The sequence below is a fragment of the Bifidobacterium boum genome (genome assembly GCF_000741535.1).
Classification (GTDB): domain Bacteria; phylum Actinomycetota; class Actinomycetes; order Actinomycetales; family Bifidobacteriaceae; genus Bifidobacterium; species Bifidobacterium boum.
The window spans coordinates 134,070-156,383 of the sequence record NZ_JGYQ01000007.1 but is presented as its reverse complement, the minus strand read 5'-3'; the positions used below and the strand labels follow the sequence as shown (position 1 = coordinate 156,383).

At 61.2% G+C, this 22,314-nt stretch carries 15 protein-coding genes; 12 read left to right on the top strand and 3 right to left on the bottom strand.

The annotated features are described in order from the left end of the window. Positions 1 to 122: 122 nt before the first annotated feature. From BBOU_RS02155 to BBOU_RS02125, 7 genes are all read left to right on the top strand, one after another. Entirely contained in the window at positions 123 to 1,439 is a 1,317-nt protein-coding gene (locus BBOU_RS02155; RefSeq protein ID WP_026502562.1) for an O-acetylhomoserine aminocarboxypropyltransferase/cysteine synthase family protein, read from the top strand. Between the two features lie 231 nt (positions 1,440 to 1,670). Beyond that, positions 1,671 to 3,320, top strand: a complete 1,650-nt coding sequence (locus BBOU_RS02150) for a peptide ABC transporter substrate-binding protein (protein WP_026502561.1) — start codon at positions 1,671 to 1,673, stop codon at positions 3,318 to 3,320. 127 nt (positions 3,321 to 3,447) lie between these two features. Then, positions 3,448 to 4,086 (top strand): ECF transporter S component, encoded by a 639-nt coding sequence (locus tag BBOU_RS02145; RefSeq protein ID WP_235341045.1) that lies wholly within the window; start codon positions 3,448 to 3,450, stop codon positions 4,084 to 4,086. 14 nt (positions 4,087 to 4,100) lie between these two features. Then, entirely contained in the window at positions 4,101 to 5,663 is a 1,563-nt protein-coding gene (locus BBOU_RS02140; RefSeq protein WP_193352435.1) for an ABC transporter ATP-binding protein, read from the top strand. Next, on the top strand, positions 5,653 to 6,462 hold the full coding sequence (locus BBOU_RS02135; protein WP_026502560.1) for an energy-coupling factor transporter transmembrane component T family protein: 810 nt from the start codon (positions 5,653 to 5,655) through the stop codon (positions 6,460 to 6,462). The genes BBOU_RS02140 and BBOU_RS02135 overlap by 11 nt, the downstream gene beginning before the upstream one ends. A gap of 211 nt (positions 6,463 to 6,673) precedes the next feature. Continuing rightward, positions 6,674 to 7,483: an ABC transporter ATP-binding protein gene (locus BBOU_RS02130; protein ID WP_026502559.1), complete on the top strand. Its 810-nt coding sequence runs from the start codon at positions 6,674 to 6,676 to the stop codon at positions 7,481 to 7,483. Between the two features lie 32 nt (positions 7,484 to 7,515). Then, complete coding sequence (locus tag BBOU_RS02125; protein ID WP_026502558.1) at positions 7,516 to 10,137, top strand: ABC transporter permease; 2,622 nt, start codon at positions 7,516 to 7,518, stop codon at positions 10,135 to 10,137. 143 nt (positions 10,138 to 10,280) lie between these two features. Here the strand turns inward: BBOU_RS02125 and BBOU_RS02120 are convergent, their stop codons facing one another. After that, the gene (locus tag BBOU_RS02120) at positions 10,281 to 11,018 is read right to left on the bottom strand and encodes a response regulator (RefSeq protein ID WP_026502557.1); all 738 of its coding nucleotides are present in this window, start codon (positions 11,016 to 11,018) and stop codon (positions 10,281 to 10,283) included. A gap of 275 nt (positions 11,019 to 11,293) precedes the next feature. On the opposite strand from BBOU_RS02120, the gene BBOU_RS02115 reads away from it, so the two are divergent. Continuing rightward, positions 11,294 to 13,504, top strand: coding sequence for a DUF2207 domain-containing protein (locus BBOU_RS02115; protein WP_051616643.1), 2,211 nt, complete (start codon positions 11,294 to 11,296; stop codon positions 13,502 to 13,504). Here BBOU_RS02115 and BBOU_RS02110 read toward each other — a convergent pair. Beyond that, entirely contained in the window at positions 13,442 to 16,024 is a 2,583-nt protein-coding gene (locus BBOU_RS02110) for a sensor histidine kinase (RefSeq protein ID WP_081815469.1), read from the bottom strand. The two genes, BBOU_RS02115 and BBOU_RS02110, sit on opposite strands and share 63 nt — an antisense overlap. A gap of 118 nt (positions 16,025 to 16,142) precedes the next feature. On the opposite strand from BBOU_RS02110, the gene BBOU_RS02105 reads away from it, so the two are divergent. The 3 genes from BBOU_RS02105 (at position 16,143) to ychF (ending at position 19,589) form a co-directional block, all read left to right on the top strand. Then, complete coding sequence (locus BBOU_RS02105; RefSeq protein ID WP_026502556.1) at positions 16,143 to 17,489, top strand: alpha/beta fold hydrolase; 1,347 nt, start codon at positions 16,143 to 16,145, stop codon at positions 17,487 to 17,489. A gap of 82 nt (positions 17,490 to 17,571) precedes the next feature. Then, on the top strand, positions 17,572 to 18,369 hold the full coding sequence (gene proC, locus BBOU_RS02100; RefSeq protein WP_026502555.1) for a pyrroline-5-carboxylate reductase: 798 nt from the start codon (positions 17,572 to 17,574) through the stop codon (positions 18,367 to 18,369). 125 nt (positions 18,370 to 18,494) lie between these two features. After that, positions 18,495 to 19,589, top strand: coding sequence for a redox-regulated ATPase YchF (gene ychF, locus BBOU_RS02095; protein ID WP_026502554.1), 1,095 nt, complete (start codon positions 18,495 to 18,497; stop codon positions 19,587 to 19,589). Between the two features lie 506 nt (positions 19,590 to 20,095). Here the strand turns inward: ychF and BBOU_RS02090 are convergent. Further along, complete coding sequence (locus BBOU_RS02090) at positions 20,096 to 20,884, bottom strand: rhomboid family intramembrane serine protease (protein WP_051616641.1); 789 nt, start codon at positions 20,882 to 20,884, stop codon at positions 20,096 to 20,098. Positions 20,885 to 21,419: 535 nt separating this feature from the next. Here BBOU_RS02090 and BBOU_RS02085 point away from each other — a divergent pair. Beyond that, positions 21,420 to 22,133, top strand: coding sequence for a L,D-transpeptidase (locus BBOU_RS02085; protein WP_051616640.1), 714 nt, complete (start codon positions 21,420 to 21,422; stop codon positions 22,131 to 22,133). The last annotated feature ends 181 nt before the right edge of the window (positions 22,134 to 22,314 follow it).

Below are 22,314 nucleotides of genomic sequence, written 5' to 3'. Positions count from 1 at the left end.
CCTTGCAGGGCTTGTCCGGGTGTCCTAATCTCTCAATCAACACCTCAACGAGCCGGTTGCACAACAGGAACGTGAGGGCAAGACGGATAGGCCATCACACCATCAATCCAAGGAGCACCATTATGGCTGAAAAGAACAACCACTACCGTTTCGAAACCCTGCAGCTGCACGTTGGCCAGGAACAGGCGGATCCCGCGACCGATTCCCGTGCGGTCCCGATTTACGCGACCACCAGCTACGTTTTCCATGACTTCGATCATGCCGAGGCCCGTTTCGGCCTTCAGGATCCGGGCAACATCTACGGCCGCTTGACCAACACCACCGAGGGCGTGTTCGAGGATCGTATCGCCGCGCTCGAAGGCGGCACCGCCGGCCTCGCCGTCGCCTCGGGCGCCGCCGCCGTGGAATACGCGGTGCGCAACATCACGCAGACCGGCGACCATATCGTGGCCTCCAAGCACATTTACGGCGGCACCTTCAATCTGCTGCGCCACACGCTGCCGCGTGACGGCGTGAACACCACCTTCGTCGAGCCGAGCGATCCGAAGAACTTCGAGGACGCCATCCAGAACAACACGAAGCTCGTCTACATCGAGACCTTCGGCAACCCGAACGCCGACCTGGCTGACATCGAAGCCATCGCCGACATCGCCCACAAGCACAACCTGCCGCTCGTCGTCGACAACACCTTCGCAACCCCGTACCTGTTCCGCCCGCTCGAGCATGGCGCCGACATCGTGGTGGAGTCCGCCACCAAGTTCATCGGCGGCCACGGCACCACGCTCGGCGGTGTGATCGTCGAGGGCGGCAAGTTCAACTGGGCTGCGGTGCCTGGCAAGTTCCCGACCTTGACGGAGCCGGATCCTTCCTACCACAACCTCAACTTCTATGAGGCCCTCGGCCCCGTGGCCTTCGTGACCCGCGCCCGCGCCATCCTGCTGCGCGATACCGGCGCCACGCTCTCCCCGTTCGCGGCATTCCTGCTGCTGCAGGGCACCGAGACGCTTTCCCTGCGTGTCGAACGCCACGTGCAGAACGCCTTGAAGGTCGTCGAGTACCTGCAGACCGTGCCGGAAGTCGAGTCCGTAAGCCACCCGGCCGTGCCGGGACGCGCCGACCACGACCTGTACGCCAAGTACTTCCCGAACGGCGGCGGCTCCATCTTCACCTTCGACATCAAGGGTGGTAAGGACGCGGCACGCGTGTTCATCAACAACCTGCACCTGTTCTCGCTGCTGGCGAACGTCGGCGACGCCAAGTCCCTCGTCGTGCACCCGGCATCCACCACGCACTCCCAGGAGTCCCCGGAGGAGCTTGAGGATCAGGGCATCCATCAGGGCACGATTCGTCTGTCCATCGGCTTGGAGAACATCGATGACATCATCGAGGATCTCGAAGGCGGCTTCAAAGCGCTGCGCGAATCCGGCCTCGCCAAGTAGTACATGACCGGTAGGGCATAATCAGCATGCGATTGGTTGCGCGGGTGCGGTGATACGACGTCACCGCACCCGCGCTGTCTTGTCTGGAGCGGCGCTTGGAAGCGGCTACAGGCATGCCATCGCAATTGCGTTCTCGGCGCAATGTCCTCGATACCTTGGAGTGTAGTCTGATAGAACGCTATGGTCGCGGCACCTATGGTGCGGGCATTTCCCCAGAGAAGGAACCGACACATGAAGAAGACTATGCATCGTTTGATTACAAGGGCCGCCGTAGCGGTGCTTGCCGCATCCTCAATGCTCGTATCAGGCTGCTCCGGCGGCACATCCTCCGACGCATCCGCTTCCGCGCCGGCGAAAAGCATCGTCACCGTCAACAATGTCGAGCCCGCTGCAGGGCTGATCCCCAGCAATACCGACGACCTTGCCGGCTGGAAGGTCGTCACGCAACTGTATGAAGGCCTGGTCACCTTCGATGCCGCGGGGAAACTCATCTATGCGGACGCCACATCCATCACGCCGAACGCCGATGCTTCCCGATACACCATCACATTACGATCCGGCTTGCATTTTTCAGACGGAGAGAAGATCACCGCCTCCACGTACGCGAAATCATGGTCGTTTGCGGCGAACGCAGCCAACGGACAGCTCGGTGCCGCCATCTTCTCCACCATCAAGGGCTATGATGCGCTGCAAGACGAAAGCGGCGACAAGAACGCCCAATTATCGGGGCTCAAGGCCGTCAACGACACCACGCTTGAAGTGACACTCGCCGCCCCGGACTCCTCGTTCCCGTATAAGGTCGGCGACGTCGCGTTCCTGCCGCTGCCGCAAAGCGCGTACAGGAACATCGACGCGTTCGGCGAGCACCCGGTCGGCAACGGGCCGTACAAGCTCGCCTCCTGGTCGCACGACAAGGAAATCAAACTCGTACCCAACCCCAAGTACACCGGGCCGCGCAAAGCGAAGAACGGGGGTGTGACCTACGAGTTATACACCAGTCTCGATGCCGCATACTCCGACCTGCTGGCCGGCAATCTCGACGTGTTGGATTCGATTCCGTCAAGCGCGCTGAAAACCTACAGCCAAGAACAGTTGCAAACCGTAAGCAAGCCCGGACCCGGCTTCAAATCCTTCACGATACCCCAGAGCATGGCGCATTTCTCCGGCAAGGAGGGCGCGTTGCGGCGGGCGGCCATCGCCCACGCCGTCGACCGCGAATCCATTATCAAGAAGGTCCTGTACGGTACCGCCACCAAGGCGACCGACTTCACCGCTCCGACCATCGCCGGATACAGTCAAATCCTCTCCGGGGCCTCAGTGCTCGACTATGATGCGCAGCAAGCCAAGAAACTGTGGAAACAGGCCGACGCCATCAGCCCGTGGGAAGGGACCTTCCGACTCGCCTACAGCACCGACAGCGGCAACAAGCCGTGGATCGATGCGATCTGCAACTCCATCAGGAACGCGCTCGGCATCGACGCGCAACCGCTGATCTTCTCAACCTCCAAGGAACTGAGCACGGCCATCCACAACAGGACCGTCGGCGCCGCATTCATCCAAGGCTTGCAATCGGACTACCCGCATCCGGAAGGCTACCTGGTACAAGCCTACGATTCCGCGTCCGCGGACGGCAAGGGCCTGAACAACGGCGACTACAAGAGCGCCGCATTCGACGCGCTCATCGACCAGGCGGCACGCCAAACCACCCTTGACGGGGCGATCAGCTACTACCACAAGGCCGAAGAACAGCTGTTCCAAGACCTTCCCGTGATCCCGCTGTGGTACACGAATGTCACGGCGGCAGCCGGCAAGCAGGTCGGGTCACTGTCCTTCAACTACATGGGGCTGCCCGATTACTACAAGCTGACAGTCAACAGCTGAGCCACGCGCACGTCCACACGATATGGACGCGAACAGACGTACCAGCGGTCAGCTTACGTAAGATATGCGTGTGATGCGCCGGCATAGTGGCGTATCACACGCCTATGGTATTGAAGAGAGGGAACACATGGCTGCACAATCCAAAACCACATTCAAAGCAAGCATGATTCCGCTGATCGCCATCATGACCGCCCTGACCACGGTGATGACCATGCTGGTGAAACTACCGACACCGACACGTGGGTATCTCAACCTGTCCGACGCGATGATCTTCTTTTCCGCCTACGCGTTCGGCCCGTGGGTCGGCGGTGTGATTGGCGGGCTCGGACCGGCATTGTCCGACCTGCTGTCCGGCTACCCGCAGTGGGCGGTATTCACGTTCATCATTGACGGTCTGCAAGCGGTGCTCGTCGGGCTGATTGTGCGCAAGTTCCGCCCGGCCAATATGATTGCCGGCTCCGTTATCGCCGGCGTGTGGAAAGTATTCGGCTATTTCATTGCCGGCGGCATCCTCTCCGGCTGGGGGCCAGCCTTGGGCGAGGTGGCCGGCAACGCCGGACAGATGGCAGTCGGCCTGGTCATCGCATACGCACTGTTCGCCGCCGTCCGCAAAGCCTATCCGCCGCTCGTACGCATGGGCAATCTGGGCGTGCAGCCTACGGTCACGATTCCTGAGGATGATGCCGCCGCTTCCAACCAGCAGACCGGCGTTTCCGATGAAACCGCAACAGCCAAACCGGACACCCCTGCAGGCGCCGGCCACTGAATAACGGTACCCATATGAGCGACGCCCCCATCATCACGGCGCACCATCTCAGCTGGTGGTACACGCCGCAAACCGATACCGGTGAACCGATCCAAGCGCTGAACGGCTTGGATTTCGCCATCCAATCCGGATCCTTCACTGGCATCATCGGCCCTACGGGGGCAGGCAAATCCACGCTGTGCATGGCGTTCGCCGGCATCATCCCCAACCCTGAAGACGGGGTGATGCGCGGCGGCATGACCGTCGCCGGATACGACACCGCCGAATGCACTGTCGCACAACTCTCCAGCGCGGTCGGATACGTCCAACAGGATCCGGAATCCCAATTGTTCTGCGCCAGCGTGGAGGATGAACTCGCGTTTCCGATGGAAAGCCGCGGTGTCGATCCCGACCTCATAGACCAACGGATTGATACCCTGCTGCATCTGGTCGGCATGGACGGGTACCGTCATCGCGTGCCGACCAGCTTGTCCGGCGGACAAATGCAGCGAGTAGCCATTGCGGCCGCGCTCGCCGCCCGCCCGCAGGTACTTGTGCTTGACGAACCGACCGCGGCGCTCGACCCTGAAGGCAAGCAGGACGTGTGCGCCGTCGTGGAGAAACTGCGGGCACAGCGCAAGATGACCATCATCATGGCCGAACAGGATACTGACGATCTGGCACGATACGCCGACCACATCATGGTGCTTGACCATGGCAGCATCATCATGCAAAGTGACGCATCATTGTTTACCGTCCATCGTGACCGGTTGATCGAACTCGGTGTCGCACTGCCGGGAGCCGAACCTCCGACGCCGGGAACCTCCCCGATGCCGGTGCATCAAGACGACGATGGGAGCGCGCCGGCCATACGCTTCCAATCGGTCACCTACCGGTATGCTCAAGGCGGTAATGATTCCGCGGCGCTCGATGATGTCAGCTTCACTATTCCACGTGGCGAATTCGTCGGTCTTATCGGGCGCAACGGTTCGGGCAAAACCACGCTCGCCCGTCATCTCAACGGGATGTTGCACCCCACTTCGGGAACGGTCACGGTTGACGGTCTTGACGTGTCCCGTCATCGTGTCGGCGAAATGGCCGCCCATGTCGGGGTTGCGTTCCAGAATCCCGACCATCAGATTTTCTGTTCCACCACACGCGATGAAATCGCATTCGGTCCTGCGTGCCTGGGAGTGCCGCGCGACGAGATCGACCGGCGTGTAGACCGGATACTGACCCGGTTCGGCCTTGAGGATGTCGCCGACCAGTCGCCGGCCACCTTAGGGTATGGGCAGCGTCGACTGGTCGCGTTCGCATCCGTGCTGGTCATGGACACGCCGATTGTGGTGCTTGACGAGCCGACCGCCGGGCTTGACCGTCGCCTGTCCGGCATGATGTTGGATGCCGTGTCGGAACGCAACCGGCAAGGCGCCACCATGGTGATGATCAGCCATGATATGCGTGTGGTCCGTGAACGGTGCACCATGCTCATCACCTTGGATGATGGCCGGTTGCGTGCTTGCGGACGTTTGGCGCTTGCCGCAGATGATCCGTGGCATCCGGCAGGACTGACGGGGAGGCGGATTGATGGACGCTGACCTGTATGTACCCGGCGACGGCTGGCTGCACCGCACCGATCCACGCGTCAAATTCCTGATGTCGCTCGCCTTGCTGGTCCTGTGCCTGGTGTGGCGAAGCTGGCCGTTCATCCTTGGCGTGCTGGCGCTTGAACATATCATGCTGCTTACCGACCATATTCCCTGGAAGAACATCGTGTGGGTGTGGCGCATTCTCGCCGTCATCATCGCGCTCATCGTGGTGTTGTGGCCGATATTCGACCGGTCCGGCACCCATGTCATCGCCGATTGGGGTTGGTTGCGGTTGACCCGGGAGAACCTGGTGATGGCAGCGGTGATGGGCTTGCGTATTCCCGCGCTCGGTTTCGCATGCTTCCTCACCCTGTTCACCACAAGCCAAGCGAAACTCATCCGTGGGGCGGTCGCCGTAGGCATGCCGTACAGTGCCGGTTTGACGTTGGCGACTGCATTACGTTACATTCCGGTATTCGCGCGGATCGTCACCCAAGTGCGTGACGCACAACGCGCCCGCGGTTTGGACTTGTCCGGTGAAGGCGCGCGGATGCGGGGCATCCGCAACCCGTTCACGCTGATGCTGGCGCGGGCGCGCGCGTGGGTTCCGGTGATTGTCGCCGTGCTGATCCGCGCGTTCCGGATGAGCCGCAGCGTCGGCTGGGCGATGGAATCGCGTGGCCTGGGACTGCCGGGTGTCAAACGCTCCTACCGGGTGCGGCTGGCAATGCGGCCCGCCGACTGGGGGATACTGGCGGTCACGGTTGCGCTCACCGCGATCGCGGTGGTCATCATGATGCTGTCCTGAGTGCTGAACAGGCGCTACGCCTGCCGGTCGGGGGGCACCCTCGTCGCTCAGGGATTCCACCCATACACCCGTTTCCGCCTCATCCTTGGGGATGATGCCGTATGATGCGCGTTTTCCATCCCGCGCATGATGGGCGTTCCCGCCTCGTTTCGGTACATTGGAACCATACCGTCCAGGAAAGGTTCCGGACGAATGAATGGAGGGAAGAGCCATGGCAACCCCGAATCCTATTGCTGTCGAAGCGGTCGACCTGGTCAAGGTGTATGGTGCCGGCGAGAACGCGGTCCACGCGTTGCGCAACGTGAATGTCACGTTCGAACGAGGCAAGTTCACCGCGATCATGGGACCGTCCGGATCCGGCAAATCCACGCTCATGCACACCCTGGCAGGCCTTGATTCGGCGACCAGCGGCCATATCCTGCTCGACGGCGCCGATATCACTACGATGAATGACAAGCAGCTGACCCTGTTGCGCCGTCACAAGATCGGCTTCATCTTCCAAAGTTTCAACCTGCTGCCGATGTTCACCGCCGAGCAGAACATCCTGATGCCGTTGACCCTTGCCGGACAGAAGCCTGACCGCAAGTGGTTCGACATGCTGGTGGACACCCTGGGATTGCGTGAACGTCTCGGCCACCGTCCGAACGAACTGTCCGGCGGCCAGCAGCAGCGAGTCGCCATCGCACGAGCTCTCATCAGCAAGCCGTCGGTCGTGTTCGCGGATGAACCGACCGGTAATCTCGACTCGGTTTCCAGCGCGGAAGTGCTGAGCTTCCTCAAACGTTCGGTCAAGGAGCTGGGACAGACCATCATCATGGTCACGCATGATGCGGTCGCTGCTTCCTACGCGGACCGTGCCATCGTGTTCGCCGACGGTCAGATCGTCGCCGATGTCGATCATCCGAGCGCCGACCAGATGAGCGAGCTGCTCATGCAGGAGCGCCGACGCGCCACGCTCAACCTGGCTGAAGGCGTGTCCCAGCCGCCTGCCGCCGTCATGGATGACGGTCTCAACCGCTGAACGAGTATTACGAGACAAGCAAGGACACTCCCATGTGGTCGATTACGATCAAAATGATGAAAAAGAACATGAAGATGCTGATTCCTGCGGGAATCGCCATCCTGATCGGTACGGCGTTCATCGCCTGCACCTTCCTGTTCGGCAACACGCTCAACGATTCGCTGCGCACCCAGCTGACCGCCCAGTATGCGCAAGCGAATTACATCATCCAAAGCACGTCCAAGATGAGTGGATCAGGCTCGATACCGCCCACCATCGGTGAGGTGAACACCAAACAGATCACTTCCACCGACGGTGTGAAATCCACGTACATCCAGCAGAGCATTCCGGTCAACGCATCAACGGGAGACAACAGCGCCACGCTGCTCGCCATCAACGCGTCGAGCGATGACCGCCTATTGCCGGTCACCATGGTCAAAGGCCATCAGCCGACGGGGGATAAGCAAATCGCACTGCCGGCCAAGCTCGCCGACCAGCTGTCGGTGAACATCGGCGACAAGGTGACCCTCGCCGCGAACTACGGTTCCGGCATGAGAGGCAGCGATTCCGTCGAGTTGACGGTCAGCGGCTTCACCGAAGACGCCAATGGCGCATTCGGCGCCTATGGCGGTGCCGCTGTCATCAGCATGCAAACCTTGGCGAACCTTGAGGGGGCGGACAGCGAATCCGACCTCATGTTCACCGGCATGACCCTGGACATCGACGAAACCAAAGCCGATACCGCCGTCGCATCGATCAAGAAGGAACTGCCGAACGGCTACAGCATCGAAACCCGGCAGAAAGCGGGGGATGAGGCGCTCAAGGCGCTCAGCCAATCCGGTACCAACGCCGTCACGGTGTTCCTCATGTGCTTCGGCATCCTCGCGATGCTCGTGGCGGCGCTCGTCATCGCCAACACCTTCCAAGTGCTGGTCGCCCAACGCCGCCGCACCTTGGCGTTGCTGCGCACGATCGGCGCGCAAAAAGGTCAGTTGTACCGTTCCGTCATCGGCGAGGCGGGCATCCTCGGCGTGATTGCTTCGGTACTGGGCATCGCGTTCGGCTCCGCGATCATGGCGATCGTCGTCCACAGCCACGCGCTCAAGAGCCTGGGCATGACCGGCGGACTGGTATTCACATGGCAGGTCTTCGTGATTCCGCTCGCGTTCGGTGTCATCATGACCGTGCTCGCCTCGATCGGGTCCGCGCGTTCCGCCACGCGAGTCACCCCATTGGAGGCGTTGCGCCCCATCGATATCAGCGACAACAAGCGTGCCGGCATCGTCCGGGGCGTCATCGGCTTCCTGCTGATCATCCTCGGTGCGGTGTTGACCGTCGGCGCGGTGATGACGCTCCGCTCGTCCATGTCCTCCTCGAATCTGAGCGACGATTATCCGACGATGCTGCTGTCCGCCATCGCAGGCTGCGCCCTGATCTTTATCGGTCTGGTGGTCACCGCGGCCTTCTGGATGCCGCTGCTTATGCGTCTCGGCGGCGCGTTCGCCGCACTGTTCGGTCCTGCCGCGAAAATCGCGCATGCCAATATCCAAAAGAACCCGAGGCGTGTCGCATCCACCGGTGTCGCCCTGCTGATCGGCGTGACACTCGTCTCATGCATCGGGACCGGTGCCGCCTGCGCCAAACAGACGATGAACAACACGCTCGACACGCACTACAGCGTCGATATGATCGCCAAGGGCAGCACACTGAGCCAGTCCGTCGCCGACAAGATCGGCAAGATCGACGGCGTGACAACGACACTGTACGCGCCCATCGCCCGCGGCAGCGTCATCATCGACGGCGAAGAGCGCAGCGCCACCCTGATCGGCGTGCCCGACACCGCCACGCTGTCCAAGGTGCTGCACGCGAATCTCAGCGGGGTCAGTCTTGACGAAGGCAAGGCCTTGGCTCCCACATACTCGTCGTTCACCGGCAAGGTCTTCTCGTTCAAGAACGACGAAGTGAGCTTCAGCGCTTCACACGATGACGGCAGCGATGGCGCATCCGATGCCAACACGCTGACCTACATCGTCACCCAGAGGGATTACCGCAATGTCGATCCGAATGTCATCGTCACCTTGTTCGTCAACGAATCCTATTTCCAGACCAAGCAAGTGCAGGCGGACGGGCATATCATCCTCGCCGCGGTCGACACGTCGAAGGCTTCCGCCGTGGACATCCTCACCAACGCGCAGACCATCATCGGCACAAGCGCTGGCGCCTCATTGTCCGGTCCTATCGCCGAACGCGTCCGGTGGAACCAGATCGTCGACACAATGCTCACGCTTCTGGTCGCGCTGCTTGCGGTCGCCGTGCTGATCGCGCTGATCGGCGTGGCCAACACGTTGAGCCTGTCGGTTATCGAACGCACCCGCGAATCCGCGACCTTGCGAGCCATCGGTATGACCCGTGGCCAGCTGCGATGGTCGCTGGCCGTCGAATCGCTGGTCATCTCACTGGTCGCCGGCATCGTAGGCGAGATTCTGGGCATCGCCTTCGGCTGGGTCGGCTCCTACATGGTGTTCAGCACGTTTGGCAAAGTCGCGCTGGTCGCCAACTGGCAGCTGAACATCGGTGTGCTGGTCGTCGCCGCACTGGCAGCCCTGCTCGCCAGCGTCTTCCCGGCACGACGCGCGGTCAAGACCCCGCCGGTTGAAGCGCTCGCCGAAGCGTGATCCAGACGTCCCGCCGGCCGGTGATGACCGGTGGGACGCGGATTGCAGATACCGCCGATAGATGCGCTGTGGCCCGCCATTACTTTGAGCAGTGGCGGGCCACAGCGCATCTGCATACTGGCGTACGGTTCGGCGTGTCGAGTCTACGGGCGGACCAGTCCGTTCTCGTAAGCGAACACGACGGCCTGCACCCGGTCGCGCGCATTGATTTTCGCGAGGATATGCGCCACATGTGTTTTCACGGTCGGCAGGCTGATGAACAGTTTGTCGGCGATTTCCTGATTGCTCAGCCCGTGCGCGATTTCAATGAGCACCTCACGCTCGCGTTCGGTCAATTCGGCGAGTTCCGGATCGGTGTACTGCGTTCCGGTGCCGTCGGAAACCTCGGGTTGCTCGGTGGGGGCGAGCTTGCCTTCGACCATATTCTCGATAAGCCGCTTGGTTGCGGACGGGGCGATGATCGCGTTGCCCTGATACACGGTACGGATGGAGGCCAGCAGCGTTTCCGGCTCAGTGTCCTTGAGCAGGAAGCCCGATGCGCCCGCATTGATGGCGGACATCACATATTCGTCCAGATCGAAAGTGGTGAGGATGATGACACGGGTGACATGCCCGGTACCGTCGTCATCAGTTCGGGGTGAACTGGATTCCATACCGGTGATGAGCCGGGTCGCCTCAATCCCGTCCATGCTGGGCATGCGTACGTCCATGAGCACGACATCAGGATGCAGCTCTTGCACGAGCTCGACAGCCTGGTCGCCGTCGCCGGCCTGTCCGACCACCTCCATGTCCGCTTGGGAGCCGATAACCATGGCGAACCCGACGCGCACGAGCTCCTGATCGTCCGCGATGATTACACGGATATGCTGCTGTTGATTCATGATCTCCACTGTATCCGGTGACGGGGTCGCTCGCCAGATGTAGTCCCATATCGTGCGTATATGCGTTCGCGGGACGGACATCGACGGCAGTGGCGACCCCCGATGTACTCGACTGTTGGAATACTGGTACTCATGAGAGGCCTGCCATGGCGGCTGTGTGCAGCGTCTTGATGACGGACTGCGTGCCCGGGCATAAGCCCCGACGGCGTTGCCCGACGCGGCGGGAGAGGTCGCTTGGAGAAAGCGCGAGGAGAGGCCACAAGGAGTGGTGAGCGGTGAAGTATACAGCCGGGGCATGGAAAAGGGCGGTCGGTATTGCGATCGCTGTGGTGCTCGCCTGCACCTTCGTTATCGTCAGGACCTACGCCGAAATGCACCCTTCCGCGGACATGGCGTATCGGAGCGTCGACTATCAGGTGGAAGTCCAGCGCAACGGCGATCTGACAATCCGCGAGCATATCGATGTGACGCTGAAGAAACGAAACAAGCCTTGGCGGCAACTGTACCAGCAGTATCGTCTTGATCCTGACCAGCTCACCGCCATCACCGGGGTGAGCGTCAAGGACACCACGACCGGCAGGACCTACACCCAAGCCGACCCGATCGTGCCCAGCGGCCAGTCCACGCCACTGTGGGACTCCACGTATGCGGGACACTGGTACATCAAACGGGCCGGAATCGGTACGCAGACGTATGACCCGGAGCGTGACAAGCCGGACGCCTCGGGCGGCTATTCGGACCGATATCCCACCATCGAGATCGGATGGAATATCCCCGTGACCGAGAACGCAGACAGCATGGGTTTCGACATCACCATGACCTTCGAAGGGGTCTGCACCGCCTATGACGATGTCGCCGCATTCCAGTGGGAGCCGATTGGTACCAGAAACACCGTCCCGATCGGTGAAGTCACGGGGACGGTGACTTTCCCCGATGGCGTCACGACGAAGAATTCAGCGACTTGGCTGCACTTCGAGGGTGCGGACTCGCAGATCACGCGTGACAAGGACGGCACGGTGCATTTCAGTGCGAAAAACGTGAAGTCCGGCATGTATCTCGACGTGGTCGCCATGGTCGATGCCGCCCAGATGAACGATGTCTCCCGCCATGAGCCAGGTGGTGAACACCGGGAGGGCCTGATTGTCTCGGAACAGGCCAAGGCAGACAGCTGGGCGCGACACCGTGACGCCCAACGCCGGGAACTCGTCATGCGTGCCTGCATTATCGCAACTATCGGCATCATCCTGTGCGTGGCCATGCTTGCCTGTCTGCGCGGCAACATGTGCAAGACGTCGTTCCCCAAGGACACCGCATACCGCCGCGAACCGCCCGACCTGACGCCGAACAATGCCGCACGGCTCAACGCGCTGATCGAGCATTGCACCTCTTCGCAAACGAATGCGCGTGCGCTGAGCGCCACCATGCTGTCGCTCGCCTCCAAGCATGCCATCAGAATCCTCCCGGGAGCCGCCGAATCGTATGATGGCATCGATGTGTCCGGAGCGGATCGCGCCGCCGTACTGTCGGGCGTCGGGCAGTCTCCGGCTGTCGAATACAGCGTGGACCGGTCCGGCGGACGTACGACCGTCGCCGTCAAACCCGATGACGTGACCATCGTCATCGAACCTGGCTGCGATGAACCCGGCGGCCGCGCGGCGCTACGCCTGTGCGACAGCGAGGACGACCTGCTGGATTTCCTTGAAACAGTAGGGGAGCGCGGCAAGACCCGGGTATTCGACATGCGGCAGATGCGTTCCTTGATGAAGGATTGGGAACACGGCGCGAAAGAACAGCGGACCATGGTGGCGTTGCTTGAGGAGGAATTCTCGAAGCTGAACCTCACCGTGCCCGCAGGCCGGGGGAGCATCATCGTCAGTATCGCCGCGTTCATCTACTTGGTGGCCGGTTGCGCGTTGCTTGCGGACAACCTGTTCTTGCAGGCGGTGACGATTCTTCCGGTCGCGTTGTGCGTGGGTCTATGCATGGGCCTGATGCGGTTCTCCGGTTTGAATGAGCGTGGCAGCAAGCTGGCTTCACAGTTGGACGCTTTCAAGCGCTATCTCAATGATTTCAGCGATTTTACTGATCGTGGGACGCCCGATCTCGCATTGTGGGACAGCTACCTGGTGTATGCCGCGGCGCTCGGCCTGTCCGAACGGGTGATGGACCAACTTGCCCATGCGGTTCCCGAACTGTCCGACCCGCAATGGCTTGACGACCACGCGGACGGCACCTTGCTGTACTGGATGTACCGTCCGACGATGCTGCCCAACACCGTCATCGCCGGCATTGCAGCAGGCGGCGGGTCCGGTGTCGCGGCATTCGAGCCGTCGTCTTTCGCGGATCTGGGTGCGCAGCTCAATGACGGGTTCGTTGAGGTCCAGAGTGCGGTTGAGACCACGCTCAGCTCCTCAGGCTCTGGATCATCCGGCGGATTCGGCGGTGGCGGCGGTGGTGCCGGTGGCGGCAGTTTCGGCGGCAGATAGCGCATCGGATACGGCCCCCGGGGTAACCGGGGCGAGCGGGGCGATATCCTCCGAACGATCGTGATCTTCATCGCTGAACCCGGTTTTGCGCAGCACGCCGAGTAGCTCACGCATCCGAGCCAACGCCTCACGACCCTGTTCGCCGATCTGTTTGAACGCGTTGCGTACCGCATCAGCGTCAGGTTCGCTGCCTTCCCGCTCCGCCTGCTCGAACATAGCCAGACCGGCATCGGTGCGGGCGATGACGGATTGCAGTGTCTGCGTGACTTCGCTTTGGATATTCGCGCTGATCCGGTCGCGTTCCACGTTCGCGGCGAGAGTCTGCTGGCGATGCGCTTCTTCGCGTAACGCTTGTTCCCGGGCCTGCTGGACGAGCGCATCATTGCCGCTGGAACGTTTCCACAATGCTGACACGATGGTGATCAGGCAGAGGGCGGCAATGACCACGAATGCCAAAGCGGTTTCGACCAGCATGGTGCCGTTCGTTCTTGCCAGTCGGGGAATGTCGGCGAGCATCGCCAGCAGGCAGCGGTACCCCATGGTCCCAGCCAGAACCGATGCTGCACAAGCGCAGGTGGTGAGACCGGCGGCGGCGATCGCGCCTCTGACGGTGCGTTCGTTTCCGTAGAGTATGACGGCGGAGAGCACGCCCAGCGTCATGATATTGACGAACAGAATGCATGGCATGACCATGATTTGGATCAGGGCGAAGATGACCGCGACGGCGGCGCTGGCACGGGGGAACCGGCGTCTGAACATCCATGGCAGCATGACCATGATGGTCACTATCCATATGACGGTTTGGTCGATCGCATCCGTTTGGCGCCCGGCAAGCACGAATTGCAGGTTGTTGCCCACGTTCACCCCCGAGTAGCTGAACATGATGGCGATCAGTATGCCGGACAGGATGTCGGAGAACAGGTAATGATGCTCCCACCATCCGGACATGCGTTCAACGGTGTTCGCCCCGTGTCGCGTGCCGTCGGACATGACGGGCGTCGCCTGCCGGTTGCTTACATAGTGTCGCCACGCCCGGGATATCCAGGATGCGGCTGCCGGTCGGGCGGCTTTGCGATCCCGTGTCGGGGCGGCCGACGGCGGTCGGGTGACCTGATGGCGTTCGTGGTGCGATCCACCATCAACCGTATCACTGTCATGTATGACAGCAGCGCGGTTGGCGGGGCGTGCCGTCGGTGTCGCTACGGCGGCAGCGCGTGCGGCGAGCGCCCCGGGGCCGCCGTATCCCGGTACATCACGGTATGGTACGCTCGCTGTGACTTCGAACCCGCCACTGAGTCGCGGGCCTGCCTGCACACTCCCGGACGCCATCGCGATGCGTTCACGCATGCCTTGCAAACCGTATCCCGGCTTGTGCCCGTCAATGGCGGCGCTCGCGCCACGGCCGTCATCGGTGACACTGACGGTCAGCTTCTGCATGTCCCATATCTCATCGATATTCACGTGGACATCCGGGCCAGCGTATTTGCGAATATTGCTCAGCGCCTCCTGCACCATCCGGTACATCGCCGTACTGGCGGTTTCACTCAACCATGCCGGATGTGGCTGTCCATGAACCCGGTACGCAAGCCGGATATCACCGCCTGTATGGCGCGCCTCGTCAATCAGCGTGGAAACCTGCCGGTAATCCGCATGGTCAGGTTCGCCGAACACGCCCAGCAGATGCCGCATATCTTGCATCGCCCGCTCGGATTCCTGCTTGATGGTATGCATGGTGTGTTTGGCGATATCCGGATTCGAAGCCCCGGCATACCTGCCGCCGTCGGATTGCACGATGATGATGGACAGCGTATGCGCGACGATATCATGCATATCGCGGGCGATTCGTGCGCGCTCCGCAAGGGCAGCGATACGGCGGCGTTCCTCCTCCCCGGCCTGCAACGCCGTATTGCGTTCCCTGAGCGCCGTGATGGTCGTGTTGCGGGCACGCTGCCAGTAGGCGAAGAATATCACGGTGATGATGCACAGGATGGTGATGATAAGACTGCCCGCGAATGATGCCAGGAAATTCTGCGAACACGTGTGAGGGTCGTTGCCCTGACACAGTGAGACCCGGTATGGTGACAACGCGAAACCGAACACCGGGCCGAGGCTGCTGGACGCGGCGAGCGCGAGCGAAGCCATGATGCCGAGGGCGAGTGCGAGGCATGCGAACAGGCGGCTGCGTTTCGGGTTGCCGTACACAATGACGGCGTACAGGACCGTCAACGCGAACAGGTCGGCGGGAACGAGGGCGGGGCCGAGGATGAGCTGTCCGGTGGTGATCGCCGTGATCGCCCATGCGCTTGGTTCCGGTTTCCACCGGCGTAAGGCCATGGGGATCAGCATGGCGATCTGCCAGAACACGCGGACTGCGGGCGGGCATGAGAAGAACACGCCGGGGATGGACCCGGTGTTTGTCGTGATGAGGAGGAGGATCACGCCGATCAGTAGGGTGCACGCCGTGTCTACTGCCAAGACGTGGCTTTTCGCCCATGCGGTCATCCGTGTCATCCAATTCATGCTGTTTACCCTAGCGTTTGGCGGGCATGATTGCCATCATGCGTAAGGATGAAAGGCCGGGGTGGGGCTATGGTGGGCGTAGCGATTCGTGTTCGGGTTCACTTTCGGGAGGCACATGGTGACGGCGTTGGCGCAGTATTACGTTCCGGGGCGGTATGTTGAGGATCATGCGATCGATGTCCCGTTGGATTGGCGGGGGAACACACCTGGCGCATCAGTGTCGGGGGAGACGATCCGGCTGTTCTATCGGGTGGTGTGCGAGGCGGGACGCGAGCATGAGGACCTGCCGCTGCTGCTGTTCCTGCAAGGCGGGCCGGGCGGTGCCGGGCCGCGCCCGATGGCCGATGGCGGCGGGGACGCGTGGCTTGCCGAAGCGTTGAGGCATTTCCGGGTCGTACTGCCCGACCAGCGCGGTACTGGGCGTTCCTCGCGTGTCGATTCGCACGTCATGTCCCGCATCGGGGACGCGCAGGCGCAGGCGGCGTATCTCAAGCGTTTCCTCGCCGATTCGATCATCCGGGACTTCGAGCATCTGCGGCTGACCGTGTTCGGCGGCCGCACGTGGGTGACGCTCGGGCAAAGCTACGGCGGGTTCCTGACCTTGAGCTACCTGTCCCTGTTCCCACAGGGTCTGGCCGCATGCTTCACCAATGGAGGTATCCCGCACGTGCCCGCCGATGCGGATGACGTGTACGCGCACACCTTCCCGCGCATGGAATCCAAAACCATGCAGTATTACGCGTGTTACCCGCAGGACCGTGAGCGTGTCGCCGCCGTGGCCGATCGGGTTGCACAAGGGGGAGTAGCGCTGCCCAACGGCGACCCGCTCACCGTCGAACGGTTGCAGACGCTGGGCGGCGGCTTCGGCATGAAGCCGAGTTTCGAACAGATTCACTGGCTGTTCGACGAGGCCTTTGTCGACGGCGATGGTTCCGCGGATACCGCGTCCCCGCTGTCCGACGAATTCCTCACCCACGTGATGGATACGACCGCGTCCCGCCCCCTGTACTGGCCGCTCCAGGAGTTCATCTATGCGGACGGCGAGCTTGATCATCCCATCAACTGGGCCGCCCAACGCGCCTGCGACGCCCGACCACAATTCTCCATGTCCGCACGGCCGTTGCTGTTCACCGGGGAGGCGATCTTCCCGTGGATGTTCCAGCAGGAGCAAGCGTTGCGCCCCTTCGCCGCCGCCATGGACATCCTCATGCAGGACACCCATTTCGGCAAGATCTACGACGCCGACCAGCTCGCACGCAACGAGGTGCCGCTGCAGGCGACCGTCTATGTGGACGACATGTACGTCGATTCGACACTCCAGCTTGATACCCTGTCCCGCGTAGGCAACAGCCACTACTGGGCGACCAACGAATACGAGCATGACGGATTGCGCACCGACCCCAGCGTCTTCGCCCGCGAATACCAAGAGGCCTTGGGGCGAGGAGACCTCGCCGACGTGCGGTAAGCCGTCCGCTGCCGTCGCAGCTGAAACCTGAACGCATATCGTGGCCGGTACAGCGCCGGCGACAACCCAGGAAAGGAACACCATGACCCAACAATTGAGCGACATCACCGTAGGATTCATCGGCTACGGTGCGATGGCACAAGCGATGGCACAAGGCTTCGTGGACGCCGGCGTTCTCGAAGGCTCGCAGATGCTCGCCTGCGCAGGACACTACGACAAGCTCGTAGACACCGCCGCACCACTCGGCGTACGCCCCATGCGCAGCGCCACCGAAGTCGCCGCAGCAAGCGATATCGTCATCCTCGCCGTCAAACCGAACCTGATCGAACAGGTCGTCACGCCGATCCTGCATGAGCTCGCCAACAGCATTGTCGTATGCGTCGCCTGGGGGTGGACCTTCGACCGGCTTGAAAGCGTGCTCGAAAATCACACCCCGCACATCTCCATCATCCCCAACACGCCAATCGCCGTAGGCCAAGGCGTCAGCGTCATCGAAGACAAACATAATCTCACCGATTATCAGGCGGGACTGGTCCGTGCGCTCCTTGAACCGGTCAGCATGCTCGAAACCGTCGACACCGCGCACATGTCCCAAGCCGGCACCATCTCCAGTTGCGCCCCCGCATTCACCGCCATGTACATCGAGGCACTCGCCGACGCCGGCGTGCAATACGGGCTCAAGCGGGCCAGCGCATACCGGCTCGCCGCGAAAATGGTCGAAGGCACGGGCGCCCTGCAAGTCAGCGACGGCCGCCTGCCTGCGGCCATGAAGGATGCGGTCTGCTCTCCGGGCGGCGCGACAATCCGTGGTGTGGTCGCGTTGGAGCAGCACGGGTTCCGCGGTGACGTGATTTCCGCCGTACAAGCCGTCGAAGGCTGATACCGGCTGTCGTGCAATACTGCAGGGTCAATCACGCCGGCCGGCTGACAGCGTAGTGCGAACCGGCCGGCGTGGTGACGTGCCGGCACGTGCGCTACGTCCATCATGCCTCTACACTGGAAAGCATGTCTTTAACTATCGGAATCGTCGGCCTGCCGAATGTCGGCAAGTCCACCATGTTCAACGCGCTCACCCGCAACAATGTGCTGGCGGAAAACTACCCGTTCGCCACCATCGAGCCGAACACCGGCATCGTGCCCCTGCCGGATGACCGACTGCCGGTGCTCGCCAAGCTCGTGCACACCGAGAAAATCGTGCCCGCAACCGTCACCTTCGTCGATATCGCCGGTATCGTCAAGGGCGCTTCGGAAGGTGAAGGCCTGGGCAACAAGTTCCTCGCCAACATCCGTGAAGCCGACGCGATCTGCGAGGTCGTCCGCGCGTTCGAAGACGATGACATCGTGCACGTCAACGGCAAAGTCGATCCCGCCGACGATATCGACACCATCAACACCGAACTGATCCTCGCCGACCTGCAAACCATCGAAAACGCGCTGCCCAAACTGGAGAAGGAGCTGCGCGGCAAGAAGGTCACGCCGGAATACGTCAACGCCGTGAACGCCGCAAAGAAGATCCTCGAAGCCGGTGAAACCATCGACCATGCGGCGCAGGCCGGCAAAATCAACAAGGACGACATTTACGACCTGCACTTGTTGACCGCCAAGCCGTTCATCTACGTGTTCAACGTGGACGACGCCGAACTGGGCAACGAGCAGCTGCGCAAGAAGCTCACTGACCTGGTGGCCCCTGCGAAAGCGATTTTCCTCAACGCCCAGTTCGAAGCCGACCTGACCGAACTTGACGAGGCAGACGCGCGTGAAATGCTCGAGGACGCCGGACTCAAGGAATCCGGGCTCGACCAGCTTGCCCGCGTCGGATTCGACATCCTCGGTTTGCAGACCTTCCTCACCGCAGGCGAGAAGGAGGTGCACGCCTGGCAGATCCACAAGGGCTGGACCGCCCCGCAGGCCGCCGGCGTAATCCACACCGATTTCGAGCGTGGCTTCATTAAAGCCGAAATCGTCTCCTACGATGACTTCGTCGCCGCCAACGGCTCGATGAACACCATCAAGGAGGAAGGCAAGCTTCGCCTCGAAGGCCGCGACTACGTGATGCAGGACGGCGACATCGTCGAATTCAAGTTCAACGTATCCAAGTAACCGCCCACACCCCGCCAAAACGGCGCGATTCCAACGATTCCACACTGCGAAACGTTGCAATCGCGCCGTTTTTGAATGCACGGAAACAGGCCGTTCCAGCCACGCTCCGGGCGGTTGTCGCCATCGAATGAGTGCGTTTAGAGTGCCCTTTCGAGGGCGCTCGCCGGCAGTATTCGACCCGGGACTTCGCAGGATGCGGGACTTTTAGCGGGGACGACACAAACAGTGGCAAACTCCCGGGAGTTTATGCATGCACACGGGATGCGGCGGTAATGTGACAACGAAAACGTTGAAATACCAACATGCCCGAAATCAAGCCCTTGGGAGTTTACACGCAATATCACCAATACTGCGAAAAGTCCCACGCCGAATGACGCAATTCGCCGACACCTTCCGGATTCGCAATGGAACCGCATTCTTCCGAGCCGTGTGAAAGCGTGACAGTATCGAGCCGAACCTGCCGGTTGCCGCCGTGCGAGAATCAGCCCACGCGGCGGCAACCGCACTCAGCTGTCCAACACGATCGGCGAGCCTGAAAGCCGCGTGACCAGCGTACTGGTGTTCTGTGATAGCAGTACGACGCCTGCAATAACCACGAAGATGATTATCATGGTGATGATGGTGCGCTTGCGATAATTCAGAACGCGGCGGATTGCTGTCGTTCCGACCAGCATACTGGACGTGCCGGCGCCGGTGAGCAGGCCGCCGATATGCGCCTGCCAAGCGATATCCGGAACAAAGAGCGGCATAACCAGATTGATGGCCGTAAGCACAATCAGTTGCCGCAAGTCAAGATGCGTGCGCGAAGATGTGACCATCAGTGCGCCAAGCACACCGAAAATCGCACCGGAAGCACCAAATGAGGATTGCAGCCATGACTGCGGATCGTCAAGTATACGGGCGGCGACCATGGTACCTGCGTCACCTCCCAGTCCGCTGAGCAGATACAGCATCAGGAACTGCCAGTGTCCCAGAAGCTTTTCCAATGAGGGTGCGACAAGCCATAGCGTGATCATATTGCACAGGATGTGCCAAACGTCGATACCGGGAGCGTGCATGAACAGGGAGGTGAGGAAGGTCCACGGTTGTGATGCTGTCAGTGCCGGGATGAACGCCATGCGGTACACCATGCCGGTGAACGCGTTCTTGTCAGCGTAATAGGCGATTTGTTCCACCAGCCACATCAGCACGCATACTGTGATGATAATGCTGGTGATGACCGGTCCGCGATGCTTCCATTCGTATCGCAGGTGGCGGATCCAACGGGTTGGGGACAATCTGATAGACGAAGTCATATCTCAACTTTACGGCACGCACTGGCACGGGTCGTATGTGCGGCTTGCATGGCGCCAAGCATGGTTGTGGTGTTCATGGGAATCGGGTCATCGGTGCGGGAATGGGGTCCGCTTCACCAGTGTTGCGAAGCTCACTGGAATCCGCTGTTTGGTGGGTGGAGGAGGACGGGCGTCGCTCTATCTCGCTGTTGTGTGACCGTATCGTCGCATCGCAGGCCGGTATCCTGCTGCTGTGCCGTCCGTGTGTCCGCTATCCGTCCGTTGTGTGACGGTGCCGTCGCACAACGAGCTGATACGGAACCGTCATTCGGCCGGGCGCGATGCCATTGCCGTCCCCTGATGTCGCCGGCATGGCCGGCGGCGTCCGCCACAGTGATGTCGCCTATGGCACGTAGTACCATAATATGGCTCCAGTCCGCGCGGTATTGACGTGCGTACCGTTATAACGGGTATGTGAGCGGATTCACCCGGAGACACTGGGCGCCGCGGGCGGTTTCAAGCCCGCGTTCGGTATGACAGATGAACGGAGACAAGTATGGCGGCTGTTACCGGCGGGCAATCTCCCGATCGCAATCCGTTGCGCAACAATGCCGAGATTCTGCTTGCAGCGATTATCTGTATCATCCTGATTTTCGGATTCTTCGCCACCCAGCAGAACCATGCCGACCGTCAAGCTGCCGTCACATCCCAAACGGCACGTGAGCCTGTTGTCCGTCACGCGGCCGCCGGGGTCGAGGACCGTACGGCATTGCGGCGTTCCATGGTTCCGGCAATCAATCCCGAGCCGGGGACGCATACGAACGCCCAGAACAACGGCACCACTATTGACTGGCGTGCCCCATCCGGAGGTGTCCAGCCGAAGCTTGCGAACTACCGCAACTTGAATATCACAGTTGACTTGTCCGCCCAACGGGTGTACGTACGGTCCAATGACAAGACGATTTACACGATGATCGCCAGTACGGGGCTGCATGACAGCACTCCGCACGGCGATTTCACCATCAACGGCCGAGGTGACCATTTCTACAATCCCTCTGACGGATGGGGCGCGGACTACTGGGTGTCATTCCGCAACAACGTGTACCTGTTCCACACGGTACCCACCAAGCAGGATGCGGGCTCATACGTGGTCAGTGAGGCGGTGAAGCTCGGACATCCGGCGTCGCATGGTTGTGTGCGGCTGACGCTTGCCGACGCGAAATGGTTGTACGATCAGGTCCCTGACGGCACACCCGTACACATCGGCTGACCTTGTCTGACCGTTTGCCGGTCGTTTCACTCGTCCGCCTGTATGGACGAGCGGTGAATTGTCGGTGTCGTTTGCGCTTTGCGCGCGAAGTCGGCTGACGCGGCCGCCCGTCTTGCGGTAGCGTGGTAGTCAGTATCGTCCCGCGTCGGAGCAGGACACGGCTGACAGCTCACAGAAAGGA

Bases quoted from the DNA above. Each gene is read 5' to 3' on its own strand.
- BBOU_RS02155 (WP_026502562.1), top strand. From the start codon at position 123: ATGGCTGAAAAGAACAACCACTACCGTTTCGAAACCCTGCAGCTGCAC.
- BBOU_RS02150 (WP_026502561.1), top strand. From the start codon at position 1,671: ATGAAGAAGACTATGCATCGTTTGATTACAAGGGCCGCCGTAGCGGTG.
- BBOU_RS02145 (WP_235341045.1), top strand. From the start codon at position 3,448: ATGGCTGCACAATCCAAAACCACATTCAAAGCAAGCATGATTCCGCTG.
- BBOU_RS02140 (WP_193352435.1), top strand. From the start codon at position 4,101: ATGAGCGACGCCCCCATCATCACGGCGCACCATCTCAGCTGGTGGTAC.
- BBOU_RS02135 (WP_026502560.1), top strand. From the start codon at position 5,653: ATGGACGCTGACCTGTATGTACCCGGCGACGGCTGGCTGCACCGCACC.
- BBOU_RS02130 (WP_026502559.1), top strand. From the start codon at position 6,674: ATGGCAACCCCGAATCCTATTGCTGTCGAAGCGGTCGACCTGGTCAAG.
- BBOU_RS02125 (WP_026502558.1), top strand. From the start codon at position 7,516: ATGTGGTCGATTACGATCAAAATGATGAAAAAGAACATGAAGATGCTG.
- BBOU_RS02120 (WP_026502557.1), bottom strand. From the start codon at position 11,018: ATGAATCAACAGCAGCATATCCGTGTAATCATCGCGGACGATCAGGAG.
- BBOU_RS02110 (WP_081815469.1), bottom strand. From the start codon at position 16,024: ATGAATTGGATGACACGGATGACCGCATGGGCGAAAAGCCACGTCTTG.
- proC (WP_026502555.1), top strand. From the start codon at position 17,572: ATGACCCAACAATTGAGCGACATCACCGTAGGATTCATCGGCTACGGT.
- ychF (WP_026502554.1), top strand. From the start codon at position 18,495: ATGTCTTTAACTATCGGAATCGTCGGCCTGCCGAATGTCGGCAAGTCC.
- BBOU_RS02090 (WP_051616641.1), bottom strand. From the start codon at position 20,884: ATGACTTCGTCTATCAGATTGTCCCCAACCCGTTGGATCCGCCACCTG.
- BBOU_RS02085 (WP_051616640.1), top strand. From the start codon at position 21,420: ATGGCGGCTGTTACCGGCGGGCAATCTCCCGATCGCAATCCGTTGCGC.